Annotated in this window: 16 protein-coding genes; 6 read left to right on the top strand and 10 right to left on the bottom strand. The window is 60.1% G+C overall.

Annotation, left to right across the window (positions count from 1 at the left end; all coding sequences use genetic code 11):
* The first annotated feature begins 41 nt into the window (after positions 1-41).
* Positions 42-1184 carry a cell division protein ZapE gene (gene zapE / locus JQR87_RS11040; RefSeq protein WP_407297222.1) on the top strand — a complete coding sequence of 381 codons (1143 nt, stop codon included), beginning with the start codon at positions 42-44 and terminating at the stop codon, positions 1182-1184.
* Here zapE and JQR87_RS11035 read toward each other — a convergent pair.
* On the bottom strand, positions 1172-1450 hold the full coding sequence (locus JQR87_RS11035; protein ID WP_407297224.1) for a peptidylprolyl isomerase: 279 nt from the start codon (positions 1448-1450) through the stop codon (positions 1172-1174). The genes zapE and JQR87_RS11035 overlap by 13 nt on opposite strands.
* A 241-nt stretch (positions 1451-1691) precedes the next feature.
* Here JQR87_RS11035 and JQR87_RS11030 point away from each other — a divergent pair, with 241 nt between their 5' ends.
* From JQR87_RS11030 to JQR87_RS11015, 4 genes are all read left to right on the top strand, one after another.
* Positions 1692-2831, top strand: coding sequence for a gluconokinase, GntK/IdnK-type (locus JQR87_RS11030; RefSeq protein WP_407297741.1), 1140 nt, complete (start codon positions 1692-1694; stop codon positions 2829-2831).
* A 43-nt stretch (positions 2832-2874) separates the two neighbouring features.
* Positions 2875-4152, top strand: coding sequence for a TRAP transporter large permease (locus JQR87_RS11025; RefSeq protein WP_407297226.1), 1278 nt, complete (start codon positions 2875-2877; stop codon positions 4150-4152).
* 52 nt (positions 4153-4204) lie between these two features.
* On the top strand, positions 4205-5221 hold the full coding sequence (locus JQR87_RS11020) for a TRAP transporter substrate-binding protein (protein ID WP_407297228.1): 1017 nt from the start codon (positions 4205-4207) through the stop codon (positions 5219-5221).
* Positions 5222-5334: 113 nt separating this feature from the next.
* Positions 5335-6354, top strand: a complete 1020-nt coding sequence (locus JQR87_RS11015; protein WP_407297230.1) for a LacI family DNA-binding transcriptional regulator — start codon at positions 5335-5337, stop codon at positions 6352-6354.
* Positions 6355-6393: 39 nt separating this feature from the next.
* On the opposite strand, the gene JQR87_RS11010 is transcribed toward JQR87_RS11015, so the two are convergent.
* Complete coding sequence (locus JQR87_RS11010) at positions 6394-7308, bottom strand: LysR family transcriptional regulator (RefSeq protein ID WP_407297232.1); 915 nt, start codon at positions 7306-7308, stop codon at positions 6394-6396.
* A 146-nt stretch (positions 7309-7454) separates the two neighbouring features.
* Between JQR87_RS11010 and JQR87_RS11005 the strand changes: the two genes are divergently transcribed.
* The gene (locus tag JQR87_RS11005; protein ID WP_407297234.1) at positions 7455-8681 is read left to right on the top strand and encodes an acyl-CoA dehydrogenase; all 1227 of its coding nucleotides are present in this window, start codon (positions 7455-7457) and stop codon (positions 8679-8681) included.
* A 241-nt stretch (positions 8682-8922) separates the two neighbouring features.
* Here JQR87_RS11005 and xylB read toward each other — a convergent pair whose 3' ends face one another.
* From xylB to JQR87_RS10965, 8 genes are all read right to left on the bottom strand, one after another.
* Positions 8923-10446 carry a xylulokinase gene (xylB, locus tag JQR87_RS11000; RefSeq protein WP_407297236.1) on the bottom strand — a complete coding sequence of 508 codons (1524 nt, stop codon included), beginning with the start codon at positions 10444-10446 and terminating at the stop codon, positions 8923-8925.
* A 10-nt stretch (positions 10447-10456) separates the two neighbouring features.
* Complete coding sequence (locus tag JQR87_RS10995) at positions 10457-11935, bottom strand: mannitol dehydrogenase family protein (RefSeq protein ID WP_407297238.1); 1479 nt, start codon at positions 11933-11935, stop codon at positions 10457-10459.
* A 97-nt stretch (positions 11936-12032) separates the two neighbouring features.
* The gene (locus JQR87_RS10990; RefSeq protein WP_407297240.1) at positions 12033-13136 is read right to left on the bottom strand and encodes an ABC transporter ATP-binding protein; all 1104 of its coding nucleotides are present in this window, start codon (positions 13134-13136) and stop codon (positions 12033-12035) included.
* A gap of 38 nt (positions 13137-13174) precedes the next feature.
* Positions 13175-14008 (bottom strand): carbohydrate ABC transporter permease, encoded by an 834-nt coding sequence (locus JQR87_RS10985; RefSeq protein ID WP_011913322.1) that lies wholly within the window; start codon positions 14006-14008, stop codon positions 13175-13177.
* A 10-nt stretch (positions 14009-14018) separates the two neighbouring features.
* Positions 14019-14963, bottom strand: a complete 945-nt coding sequence (locus tag JQR87_RS10980; protein ID WP_407297243.1) for a carbohydrate ABC transporter permease — start codon at positions 14961-14963, stop codon at positions 14019-14021.
* 73 nt (positions 14964-15036) lie between these two features.
* Positions 15037-16347, bottom strand: a complete 1311-nt coding sequence (locus JQR87_RS10975; protein WP_407297245.1) for an ABC transporter substrate-binding protein — start codon at positions 16345-16347, stop codon at positions 15037-15039.
* Between the two features lie 308 nt (positions 16348-16655).
* Positions 16656-17561: an AraC family transcriptional regulator gene (locus JQR87_RS10970; RefSeq protein WP_407297247.1), complete on the bottom strand. Its 906-nt coding sequence runs from the start codon at positions 17559-17561 to the stop codon at positions 16656-16658.
* Between the two features lie 68 nt (positions 17562-17629).
* Positions 17630-18565: a carbohydrate kinase family protein gene (locus JQR87_RS10965; RefSeq protein WP_407297249.1), complete on the bottom strand. Its 936-nt coding sequence runs from the start codon at positions 18563-18565 to the stop codon at positions 17630-17632.
* Positions 18566-18661 lie beyond the last annotated feature (96 nt).

Below are 18661 nucleotides of genomic sequence, written 5' to 3'. Positions count from 1 at the left end.
CTGCGCTACCATGCGGTCCTGTTTCGGATCGACCGGTCTCCATGAAACCTATCGCCACGCTTGCCTTGTATCAGCAAGCCATCACCCAAGAGGGCTACGTCAGTGACGCAGCCCAGCTGCGTGCGGTGGAGCGGCTGCAATGTTGCTACGTCAGGCTGCATGGTCCAGCAAACAACGAATCGCTTCGCGGCGTCTATCTATGGGGGCCGGTCGGGCGCGGCAAGACCTGGCTGATGGATATCTTTCATCGCAGCCTGGAGGTTCCAGCAAGGCGCCAACACTTTCATCATTTCATGCGCTGGGTACATATCCGCCTGTTCCAGCTCAATGGCACCCCTGATCCGCTACAGGCGTTGGCGAAGGAACTGAGCGAAGACGTGCGGGTGCTGTGTTTCGACGAGCTGTTTGTTGCTGACATCGGCGATGCGATCATTCTGGGGCGCTTGTTTCAGGTCATGTTTGAACAGGGCGTGGTGATCGTCGCGACGTCGAACCAGCCACCCGATCAGCTCTATGCCGAGGGTTTCAACCGTGAGCGTTTCCTGCCCGCGATTGATGCGATCGAGCGGCACATGGAGGTCCTCGCCGTCGATGGGGGCGTTGACCATCGTCTGCGTCCAGGCGTGGCCGAGCAGCGCTACTGGGTCAGCGACACAAAAGCAGACGGGGTGTTACGTTCGGTTTTTGACAGGCTGAGCGGGAGCGAGAAAGCCTCTACCCAGCCGGTGCACATTGGTCGCCAATCGCTGCAAGTCGTATGCAGTAGCGACTCTGTGTTGTGGTGCCGCTTCGCTGCGCTGTGCGGGCAGCCATTCTCCGCTCTCGATTTCATTGCGCTCTGTGATCGCTATTCGGCGATTCTCATTGGCGAAATACCGCGGTTGGGCGGTGAGCAGCGCGAAGGACGCATCGCTCGAGGTACCGAGGATGGCACCGCGCGAATAGAGGCGGGTGACCGCACGTTACCGAAGCTGGCCGTCCACGACGACAGTGTCCGGCGCTTCATAGCGCTGGTCGACGAATGTTACGACCGCGGCGTGCCGCTGTACCTCGAGGCCCAAGTCGTCATGGATGAGCTCTACACCGAGGGCTACCTATCCTTTGCTTTTCGCCGAACGCTGAGCCGATTACGCGAGATGCAGTTGCAACGTTTCGGTAAGGCCGGCGCGACTCAGTCGCGGTAGAACACCTGTACCAGGTGATAGCCAAATTGACTTTTGACGGGGCCGTGCACCTCGCGTAGCGGTTTTTTGAAAATCACCTGATCAATGCTGCGCACCATTTGCCCTGGGCGCACTTCGCCTAAATCACCGCCTTTCTTGCCCGACGGGCATGTCGAGAATTTTTTCGCCAGCACATCGAAGGCTTCGCCATTGGCGATGCGCTTTTTCAACTGCACCGCTTCGGCTTCGGTTTTCACCAGGATGTGACGGGCCATTGCTTTGGGCATTGCGAATCTCCTCGGAAGCGGCGGCGATTGTAGATAGACAGCCTCGAAAACCAAAGCGCAAGCGCAGGGTGCTATACCGTTCGGCTGTAGGGAAACCCGACAAACGGTGGTTATGGTCGTTGTATGTTAGCGCTACCATCCGATCCACAAACATAATGTGGCACTACGATGCCGCTGGAGAGCGACAGTGGATTCACACTCCCACAGCGAATTTCCCGCAAATCGCCGCGCATTGGTGGTCATGGGTGTCAGTGGTTCGGGCAAGACCGAAATCAGCCATGGCGTAGCCGATGCATTGGGCTATCGACACATCGAAGCCGATCATTTCCATCCTGAAGAGAATGTCGCGCGCATGCGTGCAGGCACTCCCTTATCGGACGCCGACCGCGTTGAGTGGCTGCAAAAGCTGGTTGTCGAAATGCAGCGCGCCATCGATGACGATGTCAGCTTCGTGCTGGCCTGCTCTGCCTTGAAGCGTCGTTATCGCGACTTGCTGCGTGATGCCGTGCCTGGCCTGTGCTTTGCGCACCTTTCGATTGATTACGACACGGCTGTTCAGCGTGTTGGCGGACGAGCCGGGCATTTCATGCCGATTTCGCTGGTGGACAGCCAGTTCGCGACGCTTGAACCGCCTGCAGGCGAACCCCACGTGCTTGTGGTGGACGCCAGCCAGCCGCGCGATCAGGTTGTTGACCAGATCACCACGTGGATCAATCAGGACGACGGTTCCGGCATCAACGCCCGTGAAGATCTGTCCGCGGCTCCGCTTGATAGCGCTAACAAGCGCGGCGGCCAGGGGGCTGGTGTGCCCGGCCACCGAGCCAATTTGAAGGATGTCGAGCCCAAGGGGGCCGAGCTAACCACTCAGCCGATCTACGGCGGCAAGCTTGCACAGGGTTTCGACCGGATTACGGATTGGCTGATGGCGGCGTTATTGGCCTTCATGGTCATCGTGGTGTTCAGCAGTGTGGTATTGCGCTATGCCTTCGGCACGGGATGGACGGGTGCCGAAGAGCTTTCTCGGCTGGCCTTTGTCTGGCTGGTCTTCGTTGGTGTGGCCTCGAGCATGCGCCGTGGCGAGCTGATGGCCTTCAGCATGGTCCGCGACCGGTTTCCGCATCTGCTCCGCCGATTGGTGGACTCGATCAGCTGGATAATGGTTGCGGTCGCCAGCGCGCTGGCAGCGCTGGGCGGATGGAATCAGATGCAGTTCGGCTGGACCATCAACAGCCCCGTGGTGGGTTATCCGCTGGCCGTGGCGATGGTTCCGGTCGCCGTCAGCATGGTCGCGCTTACGGTTCTGGCGCTCATCCAGCTAGTCAATGTCTGGCGTCGACAGCCGCCGTTACCCATCGCCGAAGCCAACGTAACGGCCGATTGATCACTGATAACAACAAGGGCATACGCCCATCCGAGGTCCGTCCATGACTGTCGTCGTCTTCCTATCGTCATTGTTTGGCTTCATGGCCTTCGGTATGCCGATTGCCTTCGCGCTGATTCTTACCGGCGCGGTGCTGATGTGGTATCTGGATTTCTGGGACGTGCAGCTGTTGGCGCAAAATCTTCAGGCCGGGGCCGACAGCTTCCCCCTATTGGCCGTGCCGTTCTTCATTCTGGCTGGCGAACTGATGAATGCGGGCGGCATCTCGCGCCGGATCATCAACATGGCGCAGGCCTACTTCGGCCATAAGCGTGGTGGCCTTGGCTATGTCGCGATTGCGGCATCAGTCCTGTTGGCGAGTATGTCCGGGTCCGCGCTGGCCGATACCGCGGCGCTGGCAACGCTGTTGCTGCCCATGATGCGTGAGCGCGGCTATCCGCTGAGCTCATCGTCAGGGCTCGTAGCAGCGGGCGGCATCATCGCGCCGATCATTCCGCCGTCGATGCCATTCGTTATCTACGGCGTTGTCACTAACACCTCGATCAGCCAGCTGTTTCTCGCCGGCATGGTTCCGGGCCTGATCATGGGCGTCGGGCTGGTCGTGGCGTGGACGCTTATTGCCCGCACAATCGAAGAACCGCCACAGGAGAAGGCAAGCGGCGCTGAGCGCCGCAAGGCACTGGTTGATGGCGCGGCTGCGCTGATGTTGCCGGTAATCATCGTGGGCGGATTGCGTTTCGGCCTGTTCACGCCTACCGAGGCGGCAGTGGTAGCCGCTGTCTATGCCTTGCTGGTGTCGACTTTGCTGTACCGCGAACTGAGCTGGAGCGGTGTGGTCGAGGTGCTGACTCGTGCCAGCCGCACCACGGCTTCGGTGATGTTCCTTTGCGCAGCGGCAATCGTTTCCGCCTATATGATCACGTTGGCTCAGCTACCGGACGAAATTGCCTCGATGCTTGGCCCGCTGGCTGAAGATCCCAAGCTACTCATGGTCGCCATCATGGTGCTGATGGTTGCGATCGGCATGGTGCTTGACCTGACCCCAACCATCCTGATTCTCGGGCCGGTGTTGGCGCCGATTGCGGTGAAGGCCGGAATCAATCCGGTGTACTTCGGCGTGATGTTCGTGCTGATCGGCTCGATCGGGCTGATCACGCCACCGGTCGGCACCGTACTCAACGTCGTTGGCGGAATAGGGCGGCTGCGCATGGAAACGCTGGTGCGCGGGGTCGTTCCGTTCTTCCTCATCTATCTGGCCATCGTCGTCCTGCTGATCGCAGTGCCGTCGATCATCACCGTGCCCTTGGCTTGGCTGCGGTGAACGACCCGCTTGAGCTTCATCCTTCATTCACAACAACAAAAGGTAAGAGAGCATGAAACGATTTCTCATCGCGGCCCTGGCCGCCACCACACTCAGCAGTGCTATCACCGCCGTTACCGCTCAGGCAGCGGACGATATCCGGCCACGGATGATTCGTTTCGGCTACGGGCTCAACGAAGACAGCAACCAGGGGCGCGCTGCGAAGCTGCTCGCCGAGGAGATCGCCAAAGCGTCCGACGGCAAGCTCAAGGTTCGGACCTTCGGTTCTGCCAGCCTGGGTTCAGATGATCAGATGCAGAATGCGCTGATAGGCGGCGCTCAGGAAATGATGGTCGGGTCGACAGCAACGCTCGTCGGCGTGGCTGAAGAGATGGCGGTCTGGGACACGCCGTTCCTGTTCGAGAATGAACAGCAGGCCGATTACGTGCTGGATGGCCCGGTCGGTCAAAAGGTCATGGATGCGTTGGAAGAGAAGGGGCTTGTTGGCCTGGCTTACTGGGAGAACGGCTTCCGTAACCTGACCAACAATGTGCGTCCGGTCGAGACGCTGGAAGACTTCAACGGCATCAAGCTGCGCGTGATGCCAAACCCCGTGTTCATCGATACCTTCAAGCAGATGGGGGCCAACGCAGTCCCGCTGCCGTTCTCCGAGCTGTTCACCGCACTGGAGACCAAGGCAGTCGACGGCCAGGAAAACCCCTATAACACTATCCTCTCGTCCAAGTTCTACGAGGTACAGAAGTACCTGAGCGTGACCAACCACGTCTACAGCCCCTGGATCGTGACGGCTTCCAAGCGCTGGTGGGATGGCCTGTCGAAAACCGAGCAGGACATCATCATGAAAGCGGCGAAGACAGCGCGTGATTCGGAGCGTGAAGACACCCGTGCGGAAGCCCGCGAAGCCCTGGCGAAAATCAAGGAGCAGGGCATGGAAGTGAACAAGGTCAGCCCGGAAGAAATCCAGCGCATGCGCGAGCAGGCCAAACCGGCCATTCAGACGGTGATCGATACGGTTGGCGAGCCGCTGTTCAACGAAGTTCAGGCCGCCATCCAGAAAGCGCCGAAGTAAGCGGATGCGTTCCGTCCAGGCCTTGTGAACCCTGACGTGTGTCGGGGCTCACATGGCCTGCTTCGGTTCGGCATCCCATATAGAATCACTGCCCCTCGCCGTTGGATCCAACCATGAGTTCTCGCCGCCGCCGCTCGCTGGAGCGGGCCACGTTGTCCGACGTAGCTCGCAGTGCCGGTTGTTCATTGATGTCCGCCTCGCGCGCGTTGTCGCAACCCGAACGGGTGTCGGACGCCTTGCGCGAGCGGGTGATGACAGCGGTCAAGACCCTGGGTTACGTCCCCCATACGGCTGCGCGCAACCTGGCAAGTGCGCGTTCCAACCTCGTCGCCGTGATCATTCCCTCGCTGTCCAACGCAGTGTTCGTCGATACCGTCGAAGCGATTCAGCGCGTGCTGATGCCGGCCGGTTATGAGTTGATGATCGGCGTCAGCCATTACCATCCTGAGGAAGACGAGCGGCTGTTGCGCGCTTATCTGGCTCATCAGCCGGCGGGCCTGTTGGTGACTGGTTTCGAGCGCAGTGATGCTGCCCGCGAAGTGCTAGGCAGCTACACAAGCCCGATCGTTACGCTGATGGAGCTGAGTGACGCCGAAGAGGAGTATTGCGTCGGTTTTTCCCAGTCCGAAGCCGGCGCGGCGATGACCCGCAAGTTGCTGGAACGTGGCTACAGGAACATCGCATTTGCGGCCGCACAGCTTGATCCGCGCACCTTGCAGCGCGCCGAGGGCTATCGCAGCGTGATGCGAGCGGCGTCTCGCTATGACGCTGCATTGGAAATCCTGACACCCGAGGTGTCGTCCATCGGCCTGGGTGCCGAATTGCTTGATCGGCTGCTGGCGCAGCATCCCGAAATCGACGCTATATTCTTCAACAACGACGACCTGGCTCTGGGTGCACTGTTTCGGGCGCGTCAGCTGCAGCTCGCCGTGCCGCAACGCCTGGCAATTGCAGGCTTCAACGATTTGCCTGCGGCCGCATGGATGAATCCTGCGCTAACTACCGTACGCACGATCCGCGGTGAGATCGGCAAGCTCGCCGGGCAAATGCTGCTCAGCCTGATGCGCGGTGAGCCGCCACCGCAACGACGCATCGATGTGGGCTTTGAAGTGGTGATGCGCGACAGCGCCTGAAACGGGACCGGCAAGCGTTGCGCTTGCCGGCATTGAGCTTCAGTTGGCCTGCTGCGAAGCGGTGACTTGCTGAGCGATTTCAATCATCTGCTCGCGCATCCAGCGGTTGGCCGGGTCCTGGTCGGTACTCTCGTGCCAGTAGATGTGTGTTTCCAGCGGTGGTATTTCCACGGGCAACGGAATCTGATGCAAGTCATGGCGGCGGGCGAAACGCTCGGGGACGGTGACCGCCATGTCGGTCTGTTGAATCACTTGCGTAGCCATCATGTAGTGCTGTGAGCGCAGCGCGATCTTGCGCTGTTGCCCCATCTTGCCAAGTGCCAGGTCAACCATCCCGAGCCCGCTGCGCCGGCTGGAAATGTGAATGTGCGATAGCGACAGGTACTCCTCAACGCTGAGCTGCTCCTTCGCCAGCGGGTGCCCGCGACGCATCGCACAGACATAACGATCTTCCAGCAATTTGACGTGGCGTACCTGGGGGTCAGTGTTCAGCGGCGCGTCCATGGCAAAATCCAGTCGGCCGGCGGCCAGCTCCTTCGTCGTCTCGCGCCGCTTGGCGAGCATGCTTTCGATCTTTACGTTCGGCGCCAGTCGGCGCAGACGTTGAAACAGCGGTGGCAAGACGACGGCTTCGGTGAAGTCGGTCATGCTGATGCGGAAGGTCTTGTTCGCCTGCGCCGGGTTGAAAGTGCGGCTTTCCTGCACCGACACCCGTAGCAGCTGCAGCGCATTACGCACCGGTCCGATGATGTTCTGCGCCATCGGTGTGGGCACCATGCCCTGGGCGGTGCGCACGAAGAGCGGGTCGTTGAAGGTCTCGCGCAGGCGAGCCAGCGCGTTGGAAACGGCAGGCTGGGTGATCCCGACAATCTGTCCGGCGCGGGTCAGATTGGCCTCGGTGTAGATGGCGTCGAAGACAATGAAGAGATTCAGATCGACCTTGTTCAGGTTCATTGTTGTGCTCTCTGGCGTGTATCGGAATTCGCCGATCCTATATCGGTGATGAATGTTTATACACGAGGAAAATAGCTTCGATAAATCCCTGAGGGTCCTCTAGCATTCAAAAACTACAAAACATTACCTGCAGAAGGTTGTCGCCCATGGATTTCGCTTATTCCCCCAAGGTTCAAGAGCTGCGTGAGCGCGTCCAGGCGTTCATGGATGCGCACGTCTATCCCGCCGAGAAGGTCTTTTACCAGCAGGTGAGCGAGGGTGATCGCTGGCAGCCCACCGCCATTGTCGAGGAGCTCAAGGCCAAGGCCAGGGCCGAAGGCCTCTGGAACCTCTTTCTACCGGACTCCGAACTGGGCGCAGGGCTGACCAATACAGAATATGCGCCGCTTGCCGAAATCATGGGCAGCTCGGGCCTCGGCCCGGAGGCCTTCAACTGCTCGGCTCCGGATACCGGCAACATGGAGGTGCTGGTTCGTTATGGCAGTGAAGAGCAGAAAAAGCAGTGGCTGGAGCCTTTGCTGCGTGGCGAGATCCGTTCAGCCTTCGGTATGACCGAGCCGGGTGTTGCGTCTTCCGATGCGACCAATATGGAAGCGCGTGCCGTACGTGAGGGCGACGAGTGGGTCATCAACGGCCGTAAGTGGTGGACCTCCGGAGCATGCGATCCGCGCTGCAAGGTCATGATTTTCATGGGCCTCACCAACCCTGATGCGCCGCGCCACCAGCAGCATTCGATGATTCTGGTGCCGATGGACGCGCCGGGCCTTAGAGTTCTACGCCCGCTGCCAGTGTTCGGCTATGACGATGCGCCGCACGGTCATGCGGAAGTCCTGTTGGAAAATGTCCGCGTACCATACGAGAACGTGCTGCTGGGCGAAGGACGCGGTTTCGAGATAGCCCAGGGCCGCCTCGGTCCAGGTCGTATTCACCATTGCATGCGATCCATCGGCTGCGCGGAACGTGCATTGAAGCTTATGTGCGAACGTTCCGTGAATCGCACCGCGTTCGGCAAGCCATTGGCGCGACTGGGCGCTAACCTCGATCACATCGCCGAGTGCCGAATTGAAATCAACATGGCGCGCCTGTTGACGCTCAATGCGGCGTATATGATGGACACGGTGGGCAACAAGATCGCTGCGAGCGAGATTGCACAGATCAAGGTCGTGGCGCCAAACGTCGCGCTGAAGGTGATCGACCGTGCCATTCAGATTCACGGTGGCGCTGGTGTTTCCGAGGATTTCCCGCTGGCGCATTGGTGGGCCATGCAGCGCACCCTGCGCCTGGCTGACGGCCCGGATGAGGTGCACCGTGCTTCGATCGCCAAGCATGAACTGGGCAAGTACTTTCCAAAGGAAATGCTGCGCAGCCGCTGACAGTTCGCTGGCCTAACCCGAAGGCAGAGCCGTGCAGTATGGCTCTGCCTTTTTTGTGTGGTTTGGCGCGCAGTAGATGATGAATAGACGTCAACCGCTGCTGTCGGTGCGACGTGGTGGAGTTGCTTCGCGCGTGAGCTTGATCTCGATGAAGCGGCGAGAGTTTGGCAAGGATCAACAATGCGCTGGCAGCCCGGACCTACGCGCTTCGCGCTCCAGTGTAAGGACCATGTTCAATGGATCACGGCGCAACCGTCGTCAGGTCCGGCGGCGTGCTCTGACCGTAAATGGTGCTAACCAGACTTCGGTAACACCGGTAGGCCTGTTCATAGCGCTGAACCGCGCTGGGGTTAGGCTCGGCGGTGGTTGTTTCGTCAACACTGACGCAGCGCTCGCATAGTGCTGCGAGGCTGGCATGCGGATCGCTCTGTCTCGCATGGCACCAGGCCGCCTGGATCGCGCCGCCTAATGCAGCAGCTTCACCGTGACGAGTGCATACCACCGGTGTCGCCATCATGTCGGCAATGATCTGTCGCCAAAGGGGGCTCTTTGCGCCGCCGCCGATCAGCTGAATCCGCTCGCTGCGGATGCCACTGTCACGTAGCAGATCCAAACCGTAGCGCAGGCCGAAACTCACGCCTTCGATGACCGAGCGACACAAATTGGCGCGGGTGAGGTTATCTGCCGTCAGGCCATGCAGGCTGGCCGTGGCCTGGGGCAGGGCGGGTACGCGCTCGCCATTGAGGAACGGCAGCATGATCACGCCTTCAGCCCCAATCGGCGCCTTTGCAGCCAATGCGTTGAAGTGTTCGAGGTCAAGTTGCAACAGGTCACGAATGACGCCGTTTGCGTTGGTCAGGTTCATGGTGCAGATCAGCGGCAGCCAGCCGCCGCTGGACGAACAGAAGGTGGCAACTGAAGGTTGCGAGCTGATACGCGGCTGGTCGGCATGGGCATACAGCGTGCCTGAAGTGCCGAGGCTCATGGTGATCGCGCCGGGGCTGATATTGCCCGTGCCGATCGCACCCATCATGTTGTCGCCGCCACCGCTCGATACGATGGCCTCGGGGTTCAAACCCAATCGCTTCGCCAGCTCTGGGCGCAGCCGGCCGACCGGCTTGTCTGACTCAATCAGCTCGGGCAGAGCTGCCTCAAGGCGGCCGCTTGGATCGATATGCCGCAGAACCGCGAAATCCCATTCCCGGGTACGTACATTGAAATAGCCGGTGCCGGAGGCGTCCCCGTATTCACTGCAGCAGCGGCCGGTCAGCCAGTAGTTGAGGAAGTCGTGGGGCAGCAGCACGTGCCCGATGCGTTCGAACAGCAGGGGATGCTGTGCTTTCATCCAGAGCAGCTTGGAAACGGTGTAGCCCGGCGCGATAACCACGCCAAGGCGCTTGAGCGAACCCTGGTCGCCGCCCAGCCAGTCGAGCAATAGCTGGTTTTCGTGGGCGGATTCGGTATCGCACCAAAGCTTGGCTGGCCGCAGAACCTGGCCTTCGGCATCAAGCGTGACAAGCCCATGCTGTTGTCCTGAAACACCGATCCCGAGCACCCGGCTCCCGTCCACGCCAGCTTCAGCCAGAGCGAGCACGGTGGCCTTTTCAAACGCTGAAACCCACTGCTCGGTATGCTGTTCGCGGCGCCCGTTCGGCCCGCTGATCAGTTCATGGCTAGCCGAGCCCTGGCCTAGGACCCGCCCGCTGGCTGCATCAAGAAGCAGTGCTTTGGTGCCTTGGGTTCCGCAGTCGATACCGAGATACATGGAACCGTCCTCAGCGCGTCAGCAACAGATCGAGCGTGCCGCTGACACCGAGCGTCCGTAGCCGTAGGAGGTTGCGCTCGAAGGCCTCGCGAAACGCCATTGAACGGGGGATGTGCGTGCCGAAGATTTCTTCACGGGCCAGCAGCCGCTCCATGAGCCCATTATCTTCCTCTACCAGGCCCTGACAGAACTCGGCGCGTGGATCGGGAATGCTGTATCGCGCACCATTCTCGTCGACACCCTTGAGATACATCGCCCAGGCAGCCACCACCAGTGAGGCACGGTCCAGCTCAGCGTTGTCGGCAATGAGGCGGTTGATGGTCGGCACCGTGAACTTGGGAAATTTCGATGAGCCGTCGGAACAGACCCGCTCCAGTTGGTCGGCGATGGCACAGTTGGAAAATCGATCAATCAGGGTCTGTTTGTACTTGGCCAGGTCGATGCCGGGTACCGGGGCCAACTGCGGCGTAACGTCGTCGTCCATGTAGCGGCGGATGTACTCGACGAACAGCGGGTCGGCCATGGTTTCGTGCACGAAACGATAGCCGCGAAGAAAGCCCAGGTAAGTCAGCGCTAGATGACTGCCATTGAGGAGCTTGATCTTCATCTCTTCGTAGGGGGCAACGTCATCGGTGAATTGCACGCCAACCTTGTCCCAGGCGGGCCGGCCGGACACGAAATTATCCTCCAGCACCCACTGTACGAAAGGCTCGCAGACCACCGGCCATGCGTCGTCGATACCGTGTTGCTGCTTGAGGTTCTTACGGTGCGATGCGCTGGTCATCGGTGTAATCCGGTCGACCATGGCGTTTGGAAAGCTGACGTTGCTTTCTATCCAGCTGGCCAGCTCGGGATCGACCAGGCTCGCAAAGGCCAGGGTCGCCTTGCGGGTAACGTCGCCATTGTGGGGCAAGTTATCGCAGGACATGACCGTGAATGGCCCCGTACCTTCGCCACGACGGCTGGCGAGCGCAGCGCAGATCAGGCCGAAGACGCTGATTGGCGCGCGAGGGTTCTCCAGATCGTGCTGAATATGAGGCAGCGCGGCGTTGAACTGGCCAGTGCTGTCATCCAGACAGTAGCCGCCCTCGGTGATGGTCAGCGAGACGATCCGGATGGCTGGATCGGCAAGCCGGGCGACAACGGCCTCCGACCCGTCGCGAGGAACCACAACCATTTCGCGAATGCTGCCGATGACCCGGACTTCCGTATCCGGCCGGTCGTCGAGTTCGACCAGCGTGTAGAGGTGGTGCTGTGAGGCGAGTGCGTCACGCATGGGCAGCTCATCGACACGCGTGCCGATCCCGCAGATGCCCCAGTCGAGTCCTTCGCCGGTATTCATCAATGCGTCGGTATAGGCCGCCTGATGGGCGCGGTGGAATCCTCCGACACCGATGTGAGCGATACCGGACGTTACCGATTCAAGCGCATAGGCGGGCCGGGCGATATGTGCCGGCAGCTGCGGCAGGTTCTGTTCATTCAGCTTCATGTCAGGCCTCGCTAGGCGTGGAAGGGATGTGGCTGAGGAGCGGACCGCAGCGCCCTACAGGCTGCGGTTCGCTAGCGAACTGGCTCCTAGACGAGCGTCAGGCAACCTGTTGCAGCGACTGGCCGACCGCCAGTCCTTCGCTGTTGAACAGGTGGCAGTGACTGGCATCCAGCTCCAGGGTCAACGGCTCGCCATAACGCGGGGTAAAGTCACCGCGGATGCGCATCGTCAGCGGTTCGCCGGTCTGGGTAATGACATGGCAATAGGTGTCGCTGCCCAACCGCTCGCTCACGTCTGCTTTGACGGTCAGCTGACAATTGCCCTCGCTGCCGCGGTTGAGATGCTCAGGACGAATGCCCAGGGTAACCGGGTCGCCCACAGCCAGAGCGGCGCCTCCCAGCGGTAGGTACAGACGGCAGCCGGCGTCCAGCTCGACGTCGACGCCTGCTGCATCGGCCCGGCTGATGCGGCCTTTGAGAAAACCCATCTTCGGTGTGCCAAGGAAGCCTGCAACAAACAGGTTCGCCGGATGATGGTAGAGCTCCATCGGTGAGCCAACCTGCTCGATCCGGCCACCGTTAAGCACGACGACCTTGTCGGCGAGGGTCATTGCTTCGACCTGGTCATGGGTCACGTAGATCATCGTTGCCTGCAGTTCCTGATGCAGGCGGGACAGCTCCAGACGCATCTGCACGCGCAGGGCCGCGTCAAGGTTCGACAGCGGTTCGTCGAAGAGAAAGATCTTGGGGTTACGCACAATCGCACGGCCAATGGCGACCCGCTGGCGCTGTCCACCAGAGAGCTGGCGCGGCTTGCGTTCGAGAAGCGGTTCCAGCTCAAGCGTACGAGCCGCGGCTTCGATCTTGCTGGTGATTTCGTTCTTGTCTGCCCCGGCCAGGTCGAGCGCAAACGACATGTTTTTGCGCACCGTCATGTGCGGATACAGCGCGTAGGTCTGGAAAACCATGGCCAGGTCGCGCTTGGCCGGGCTGAGGTCAGTGATGTCGCGGCCGTCGAGTTCAATCTTGCCGCTGCTGACTTCCTCCAACCCTGCGATCAGGCGCAGCAGCGTGGACTTGCCGCAACCGGAGGGGCCAACGAAGACGACGAATTCGCGATCGCGGATATCCAGGTCGATGCCCTTGATGATGTCGTTGCCGTCGAAGCTTTTCTTCAGCTTATGGATCTTCAGGTCTGCCATGTTCGAATCCTCAATTGTTCTTCTCGTCTCGGCGTTTTCTATTTCACGGCGCCGAACGACAGGCCGCGGACCAGCTGTTTCTGGCTGATCCAGCCGAAAATCAGGATGGGTGCGCAGGCAAGGGTGGAAACGGCCGAGAGCTTGGCCCAGAACAGCCCTTCCGGACTGGAGTAGGAGGCGATCAGCGCAGTCAGCGGCGCGGCGTTGGACGAGGTCAGGTTCAGGGACCAGAAGGCTTCGTTCCAGCACAGGATCAGCGACAGCAACATGGTCGAGGCGAGCCCCCCCTTGCTGATCGGCAGGAGCACGCGAAGCATCTCCTGCAGCAGGGTGGCGCCGTCCATGCGAGCCGCTTCGAGAATGTCGCGAGGGATGTCCTTGAAGTAGGTGTAGATCATCCATACCAGGATCGGCAGGTTGATCAACGTGTAGATAATGATCAGCACCGCGCGGCTGTCGAGCAGGCCGAACTGCTTGGCCAGCAGGTAGATAGGCACCAGCACGCCCACCGGCGGCAGCATCTTGGTCGAGAGCATCCAGAGCAGCGTGCCCTTGGTTCGCTTGGTCTCGTAGAAGGCCATCGAGTATGCGGCGGGAATGGCGATCAGCATGCCCAGGGCGGTCGCGCCGAAAGAGATGGTCACCGAGTTCCAGGCGTACTTGAAGTAACCGCTGCGGTCCTGGATGTGCAGGTAGTTTTCCAGCGTGGGCGTGAAGATGAACTGCGGCGGCGTGGCGAAGGCGTCAATCTCGGTCTTCAGGCTGGTCAGCAACATCCAGAAAATCGGGAAGAACAAGAGCAGCGCCACGGCCCAGGCGAACAGCCCGACCACCAGCGTGTTGAGGCGGCGACTTTGTTTGAGCGTCAGCATCGGTCTGTCCTCAGTATTTCTCGGTGAGATTCTTGCCGAGCATCCGCACCAGGATGATCGCCGCGATGTTGGCGATCACCACCGCGATCAATCCTCCGGCCGAGGCCATGCCGACGTCGAACTGCAGCAGCGCCTGGTTGTAGATCAGGTAGGCGAGGTTGGTAGAGGCGTAGCCGGGGCCACCACTGGTGGTGGTGAAGATTTCAGCGAAGACGGAAAGCAGGAAGATGGTCTCGATCATTACCACTACGGCGATGGGGCGGGCCAGATGCGGTAACGTCAGGTGCCAGAAGATGGCTATCGGGCCGGCGCCATCGAGGCGGGCGGCTTCCTTCTGCTCTTGATCAAGGGACTGCATGGCCGTCATTAGGATCAGGATCGCGAAGGGCAGCCATTGCCAGGACACAATGATGATGATCGACAGCAGTGGGTGCTGAGCCAGCCAGTCAATTGGCTGCGCCCCGAAAAACTTCCAGACAGCGGCGAGAATGCCCGAGACCGGATGGTAGATCAGGTTCTTCCACACCAAGGCACTGACGGTTGGCATGATGAAGAACGGCGAAATCAGCAGGACGCGAACAATGCCCCGGCCGGCGAAATCTGCTGCCTCCAACAAGGCAGAGATCAGTACGCCGAGCACGACGCTGATCAGCAGCACGCTGCCCACCAGCAGAAGGGTGTTGATCATGCCGGGCATGAAGCCCGCATCGGTCAGGAAGTAGTGGAAGTTTTCCAGCCCGACGAAGTCATTCTCGCCGGGGTAAAGCAGGTTGTAGCGGATCACCGAAAAGTAGACGGTCATCGACAGCGGCACCAGCATCCACAGCAGCAACAGCGCAACGGACGGGCTGACGAGGAACCAGCTGGGAGCAAACCGACGCCGCTTGCGCTCGTGCGTCTCGCTTGCCGTATCGGTAGCAGGGGCCTTGGGCAAGGCGGTTGAGGTGGTAGCCATGGGCGTGCTCCGGCTGAAAGAAGGCCATGAGGGCTCGGGTGAGCCCCGTCCGGTGGGTATGCCTACTCGGGGCCTACTTGGGGTAGCCGGCGCGCTTCATTTCACGCGCGGTAGATTGCTGCACAGCCGTGAGCATCTGTTCTACAGGCATTTGTCCTGTGAGCGCCGCAGAGAACATCTTGCCGACCTGGGTGCCGATGGCCTGGAATTCCGGAATGGTCACCAGCTGAATCCCCACGTAGGGCACCGGCTGGGCGGACGGTGAGGCTGGATCAGCCTGCTTCAGTGACTCCAGAGTAATCTTGGCAAACGGCGCAGCGGCCATGTATTCGTCGCTGTAGGTCGATTCACGAGTACCTGGCGGCACGTTCGCGACACCGTCGGTCTCGGCGACCAGGTTCGCGTACGACTGTGACGTGGCCCAGGCGGCGAACTCCTTGGCGGCGTCCTTCTTCTGAGAGCTGGTCGGGATAGCCAGCGCCCAGGAGTAGAGCCATGCCGATCCCTTGTCGGTCACTTCTTGCGGGGCGAACGCGAAACCAACCTTGTCGGCGACCTTGCTCTGCGATGCGTCTGTTACGAAGGAGCCGGCAACAGTCGCATCGACCCACATCGCGCATTTTCCGCTGTTGAACAGCGCAAGGTTTTCATTGAAACCATTGCTGGACGCGCCCGGTGGGCCGTAGTTGCTCAGCAGGTCGACATAGAAGTTCGCCGCTTTGGTCCATTCGGGTCCGGTGAATTCTGGCTGCCACTTCTCATCGAACCAGCGCGCGCCGAAGGCATTGGCGATCGTGGTCACGAGCGCCATGTTCTCGCCCCAGCCGGCCTTTCCTCGCAGGCAAATGCCGTACTGTTCTTCGTCTGGCTTGTGCAGCTTTTCGGCATATCCGGCAATCTGCGACCAGGTTGGATGGTCGGGCATCTCCAGCCCGGCTTGCTGGAACAGGTCCTTGCGGTAGTAGGTCATCGAGCTTTCGGCGTAGAACGGCAGAGCATAGAGCGTGCCGTTCACCGAGAGCCCTTCACGAACCGAAGGGAAAACGTCGTCCAGCTTGTAGCTTTCAGGGAGGTCGGTCATAGGAGCCAGCCAACCCTTGGCGCCCCACAGTGAGGCTTCATACATGCCGATGGTGAGCACATCGAACTGGCCGCCCTGGGTGGCGATGTCGGTGGTCAAACGCTGACGCAGGACGTTCTCTTCGAGTACGACCCAGTTGATATCCACATCGGGATGCTGTTCTTCGAAGGTCTTCGAGAGCCGCTGCATGCGGATCATGTCAGCGTTGTTGACGGTAGCGACCGTAATGGTTTCGGCAGCAGCGTGCGTCGCGCCGATCATCGCAATACAGGTGGAACCGAGCAGCAAATGCGTCAATTTCATCTGGGACTCCTCTTCCGCGGCCAGAGGGCGGAAGCGCTTATTGTTTTTGTTGTTGCTCGCGTACTGCGATACGAGCGGCTCGCGGGCATTACAACGCCGGGGGTGTCGGAGCTACAAAGCCCTGACAGCACATCATCTGATATTTTTTTGCACTCCTCGGGTGGATGATAAGAACAAAAAGCGACGCTTATTGAAGCGCCGCGGGAGCGATGACGATGCGTCAATTCTTAGGGCGGCAGCTGTCGACCTGGCCGAGATGCGCCGAATCGCAACGCCATTGCCGGTGCGGCAGGGTGAGAGTATGCGTATCAGCTGGCGAGGTTCTGTTCGGTCAGCCGCTGTTCGACCAGGCGGCGATAGCAGGAGGGCGTCATGCCCTTGAGTTGCTGGAAGCGGCGATTGAAATTGGACAGGTTGTTAAAGCCCGACTCGAAGCACACGTCAGTGACGGGCTTTTCCGCGTCCAGCAGCAACTCGCAGGACTTACTGATGCGCAAGCTGTTGACGAACTCGACGTAACAGCGCCCGGTGGCCCGTTTGAAAAATCGTGAGAAGTAGGTGGGCTTCATGCCCAGGTGACCGGCGACTTCTTCGAGCGGCAATTCGCGCATGTAGTTGTCGAATATGTAATTGACCGCCATGTTGGTGCGGTCCGCGTGGTGTTCATCGCCCAGTTGCGCAGAGGTGGCGCCAGATAGCAGCTGGTAATCGTCACAACTGGCGAGCAGTTCAAGCATGATCAGAAAATAACCGAGGCGGGTGGCGCCACGGCTGTCGGCAACCCTGTGCATCAGCTGACTGGCCTCAGAAACCGTGCTCGAGCAACGAAACTCGATGCCGTAGCGAGAGCGCTCAAGCATCGGGGTCAGGCTTCGCAGTTCGGAGAATACGCTGTTGCCCGCTTCGAACAGCTCATCGGTGAAATTGACCAGCATGTCGCGCTTGGCGACCACCTCACCCTCATCGACCTGGCTGATCCAGTTGTGAGGCAAGTGCGGGCCTGTGAGAAACAGGCTCTCCGGCCCGAAGTTACCTACATAGTCACCGACGAATACCTTGCCCGAGCTCGCGACGATCAGATGGAGCTCGTACTCCTTGTGGTTATGCCAGCGCACCAGCGGGCAGGGAAAACCGTGCTCCCGATAGATCAGTGAATTGCCGTGGTGATCGTCCATCAACTCGTAGGATGGGTCGGAGATCTTCAGCGCTTTCATGCCCGGTTCCGTTGTCCTTATTCTTGTCCCCTGGGTTTATAGACGTTCGCAGCGCGGTGGCCAACCGATCACGCTATTTCGTATCGATACGGCAAGTCCGGGCCGCGACGGGTGCATGTGACAGCCGCTGCCCGAACGGCAAAAGACAGCAGTGCTTGAAGCTCATCGCGCTCCATCTGTTCTACCGCTACGGGGGAATCCAAACGATGGGCGTGCAGGTAGCTGAGCAGCGCCGCCTGGAAGGTATCGCCAGCGCCTACTGTATCTCGAACATCAACTGTCATAGCCGCTTCGTGGAGCTCACCGTGGTGGGCGCTGAACAGCCGAGCACCCTGGCCACCCCGAGTCAGCAGGACCAGCTTGCAGCTACCCTGCAGCCAACGACGAGCGATGGCTTGCGGGGCTTCGTCGGGATACAGCAGCGCCAGGTCCTCATCGCTGACCTTGATCAGATGCGCGAGCACGGCGATCGCCTCGACACGCTCTCGCCAGCGGTTGAGGTCCGGTTCGACGTTGAGTCGGATGTTGGGATCGAGCGAGATGAGCCGGCGGTCGCTTTCACGGCGAACCAACGACAGCAAAGTATCAGCCATAGGGGCAGTCACGATGGAGTAGGAGCCGACGTGGATGCCGTGGATCTCATCGCTGAGCGGCGCGAGATGCTCATCACGTGGCAGCCGATCTGCACAGCCTTCGCCGCGAAAGCTGTAGATGGGCGAGCCGTTAGGGCCCAGAGCCACCATCGCCAGGGTGGTCGGTGCGTCGAAATCGATCAGATAGCGCGTATCGACCCCTTCATCCTTGATCACTTGTCGTAGCTGCTGCCCTAAATGGTCGCGGGAGATGCCGGTGAACAGAGCAGACGGCGTCCCCAATCGTGACAGGCCTATCGCAACATTGAAGGGTGAGCCGCCAGCCACCGCTTCGAGGGTCAGGCGATTGCGCTGGGGCCCTGCCGGACCCGCGAAGACGTCGAACAAAGCCTCGCCACAAACCAGGTACATGATCGTTTCCGCAGAAATAAATCATTGGAGCTTAGTCGCGCCAGTCCTGATGTAACAGTACGTTGCAGGCTATCGATCGATACGATTTCACACTGG

Origin of the sequence: Stutzerimonas stutzeri, from assembly GCF_051028275.1 — a bacterium.
GTDB classification, from domain to species: Bacteria; Pseudomonadota; Gammaproteobacteria; order Pseudomonadales; family Pseudomonadaceae; genus Stutzerimonas; species Stutzerimonas stutzeri_AS.
Note: the sequence above shows the minus strand (reverse complement) of the source record. Positions and strands in the feature narration are given on the sequence as shown.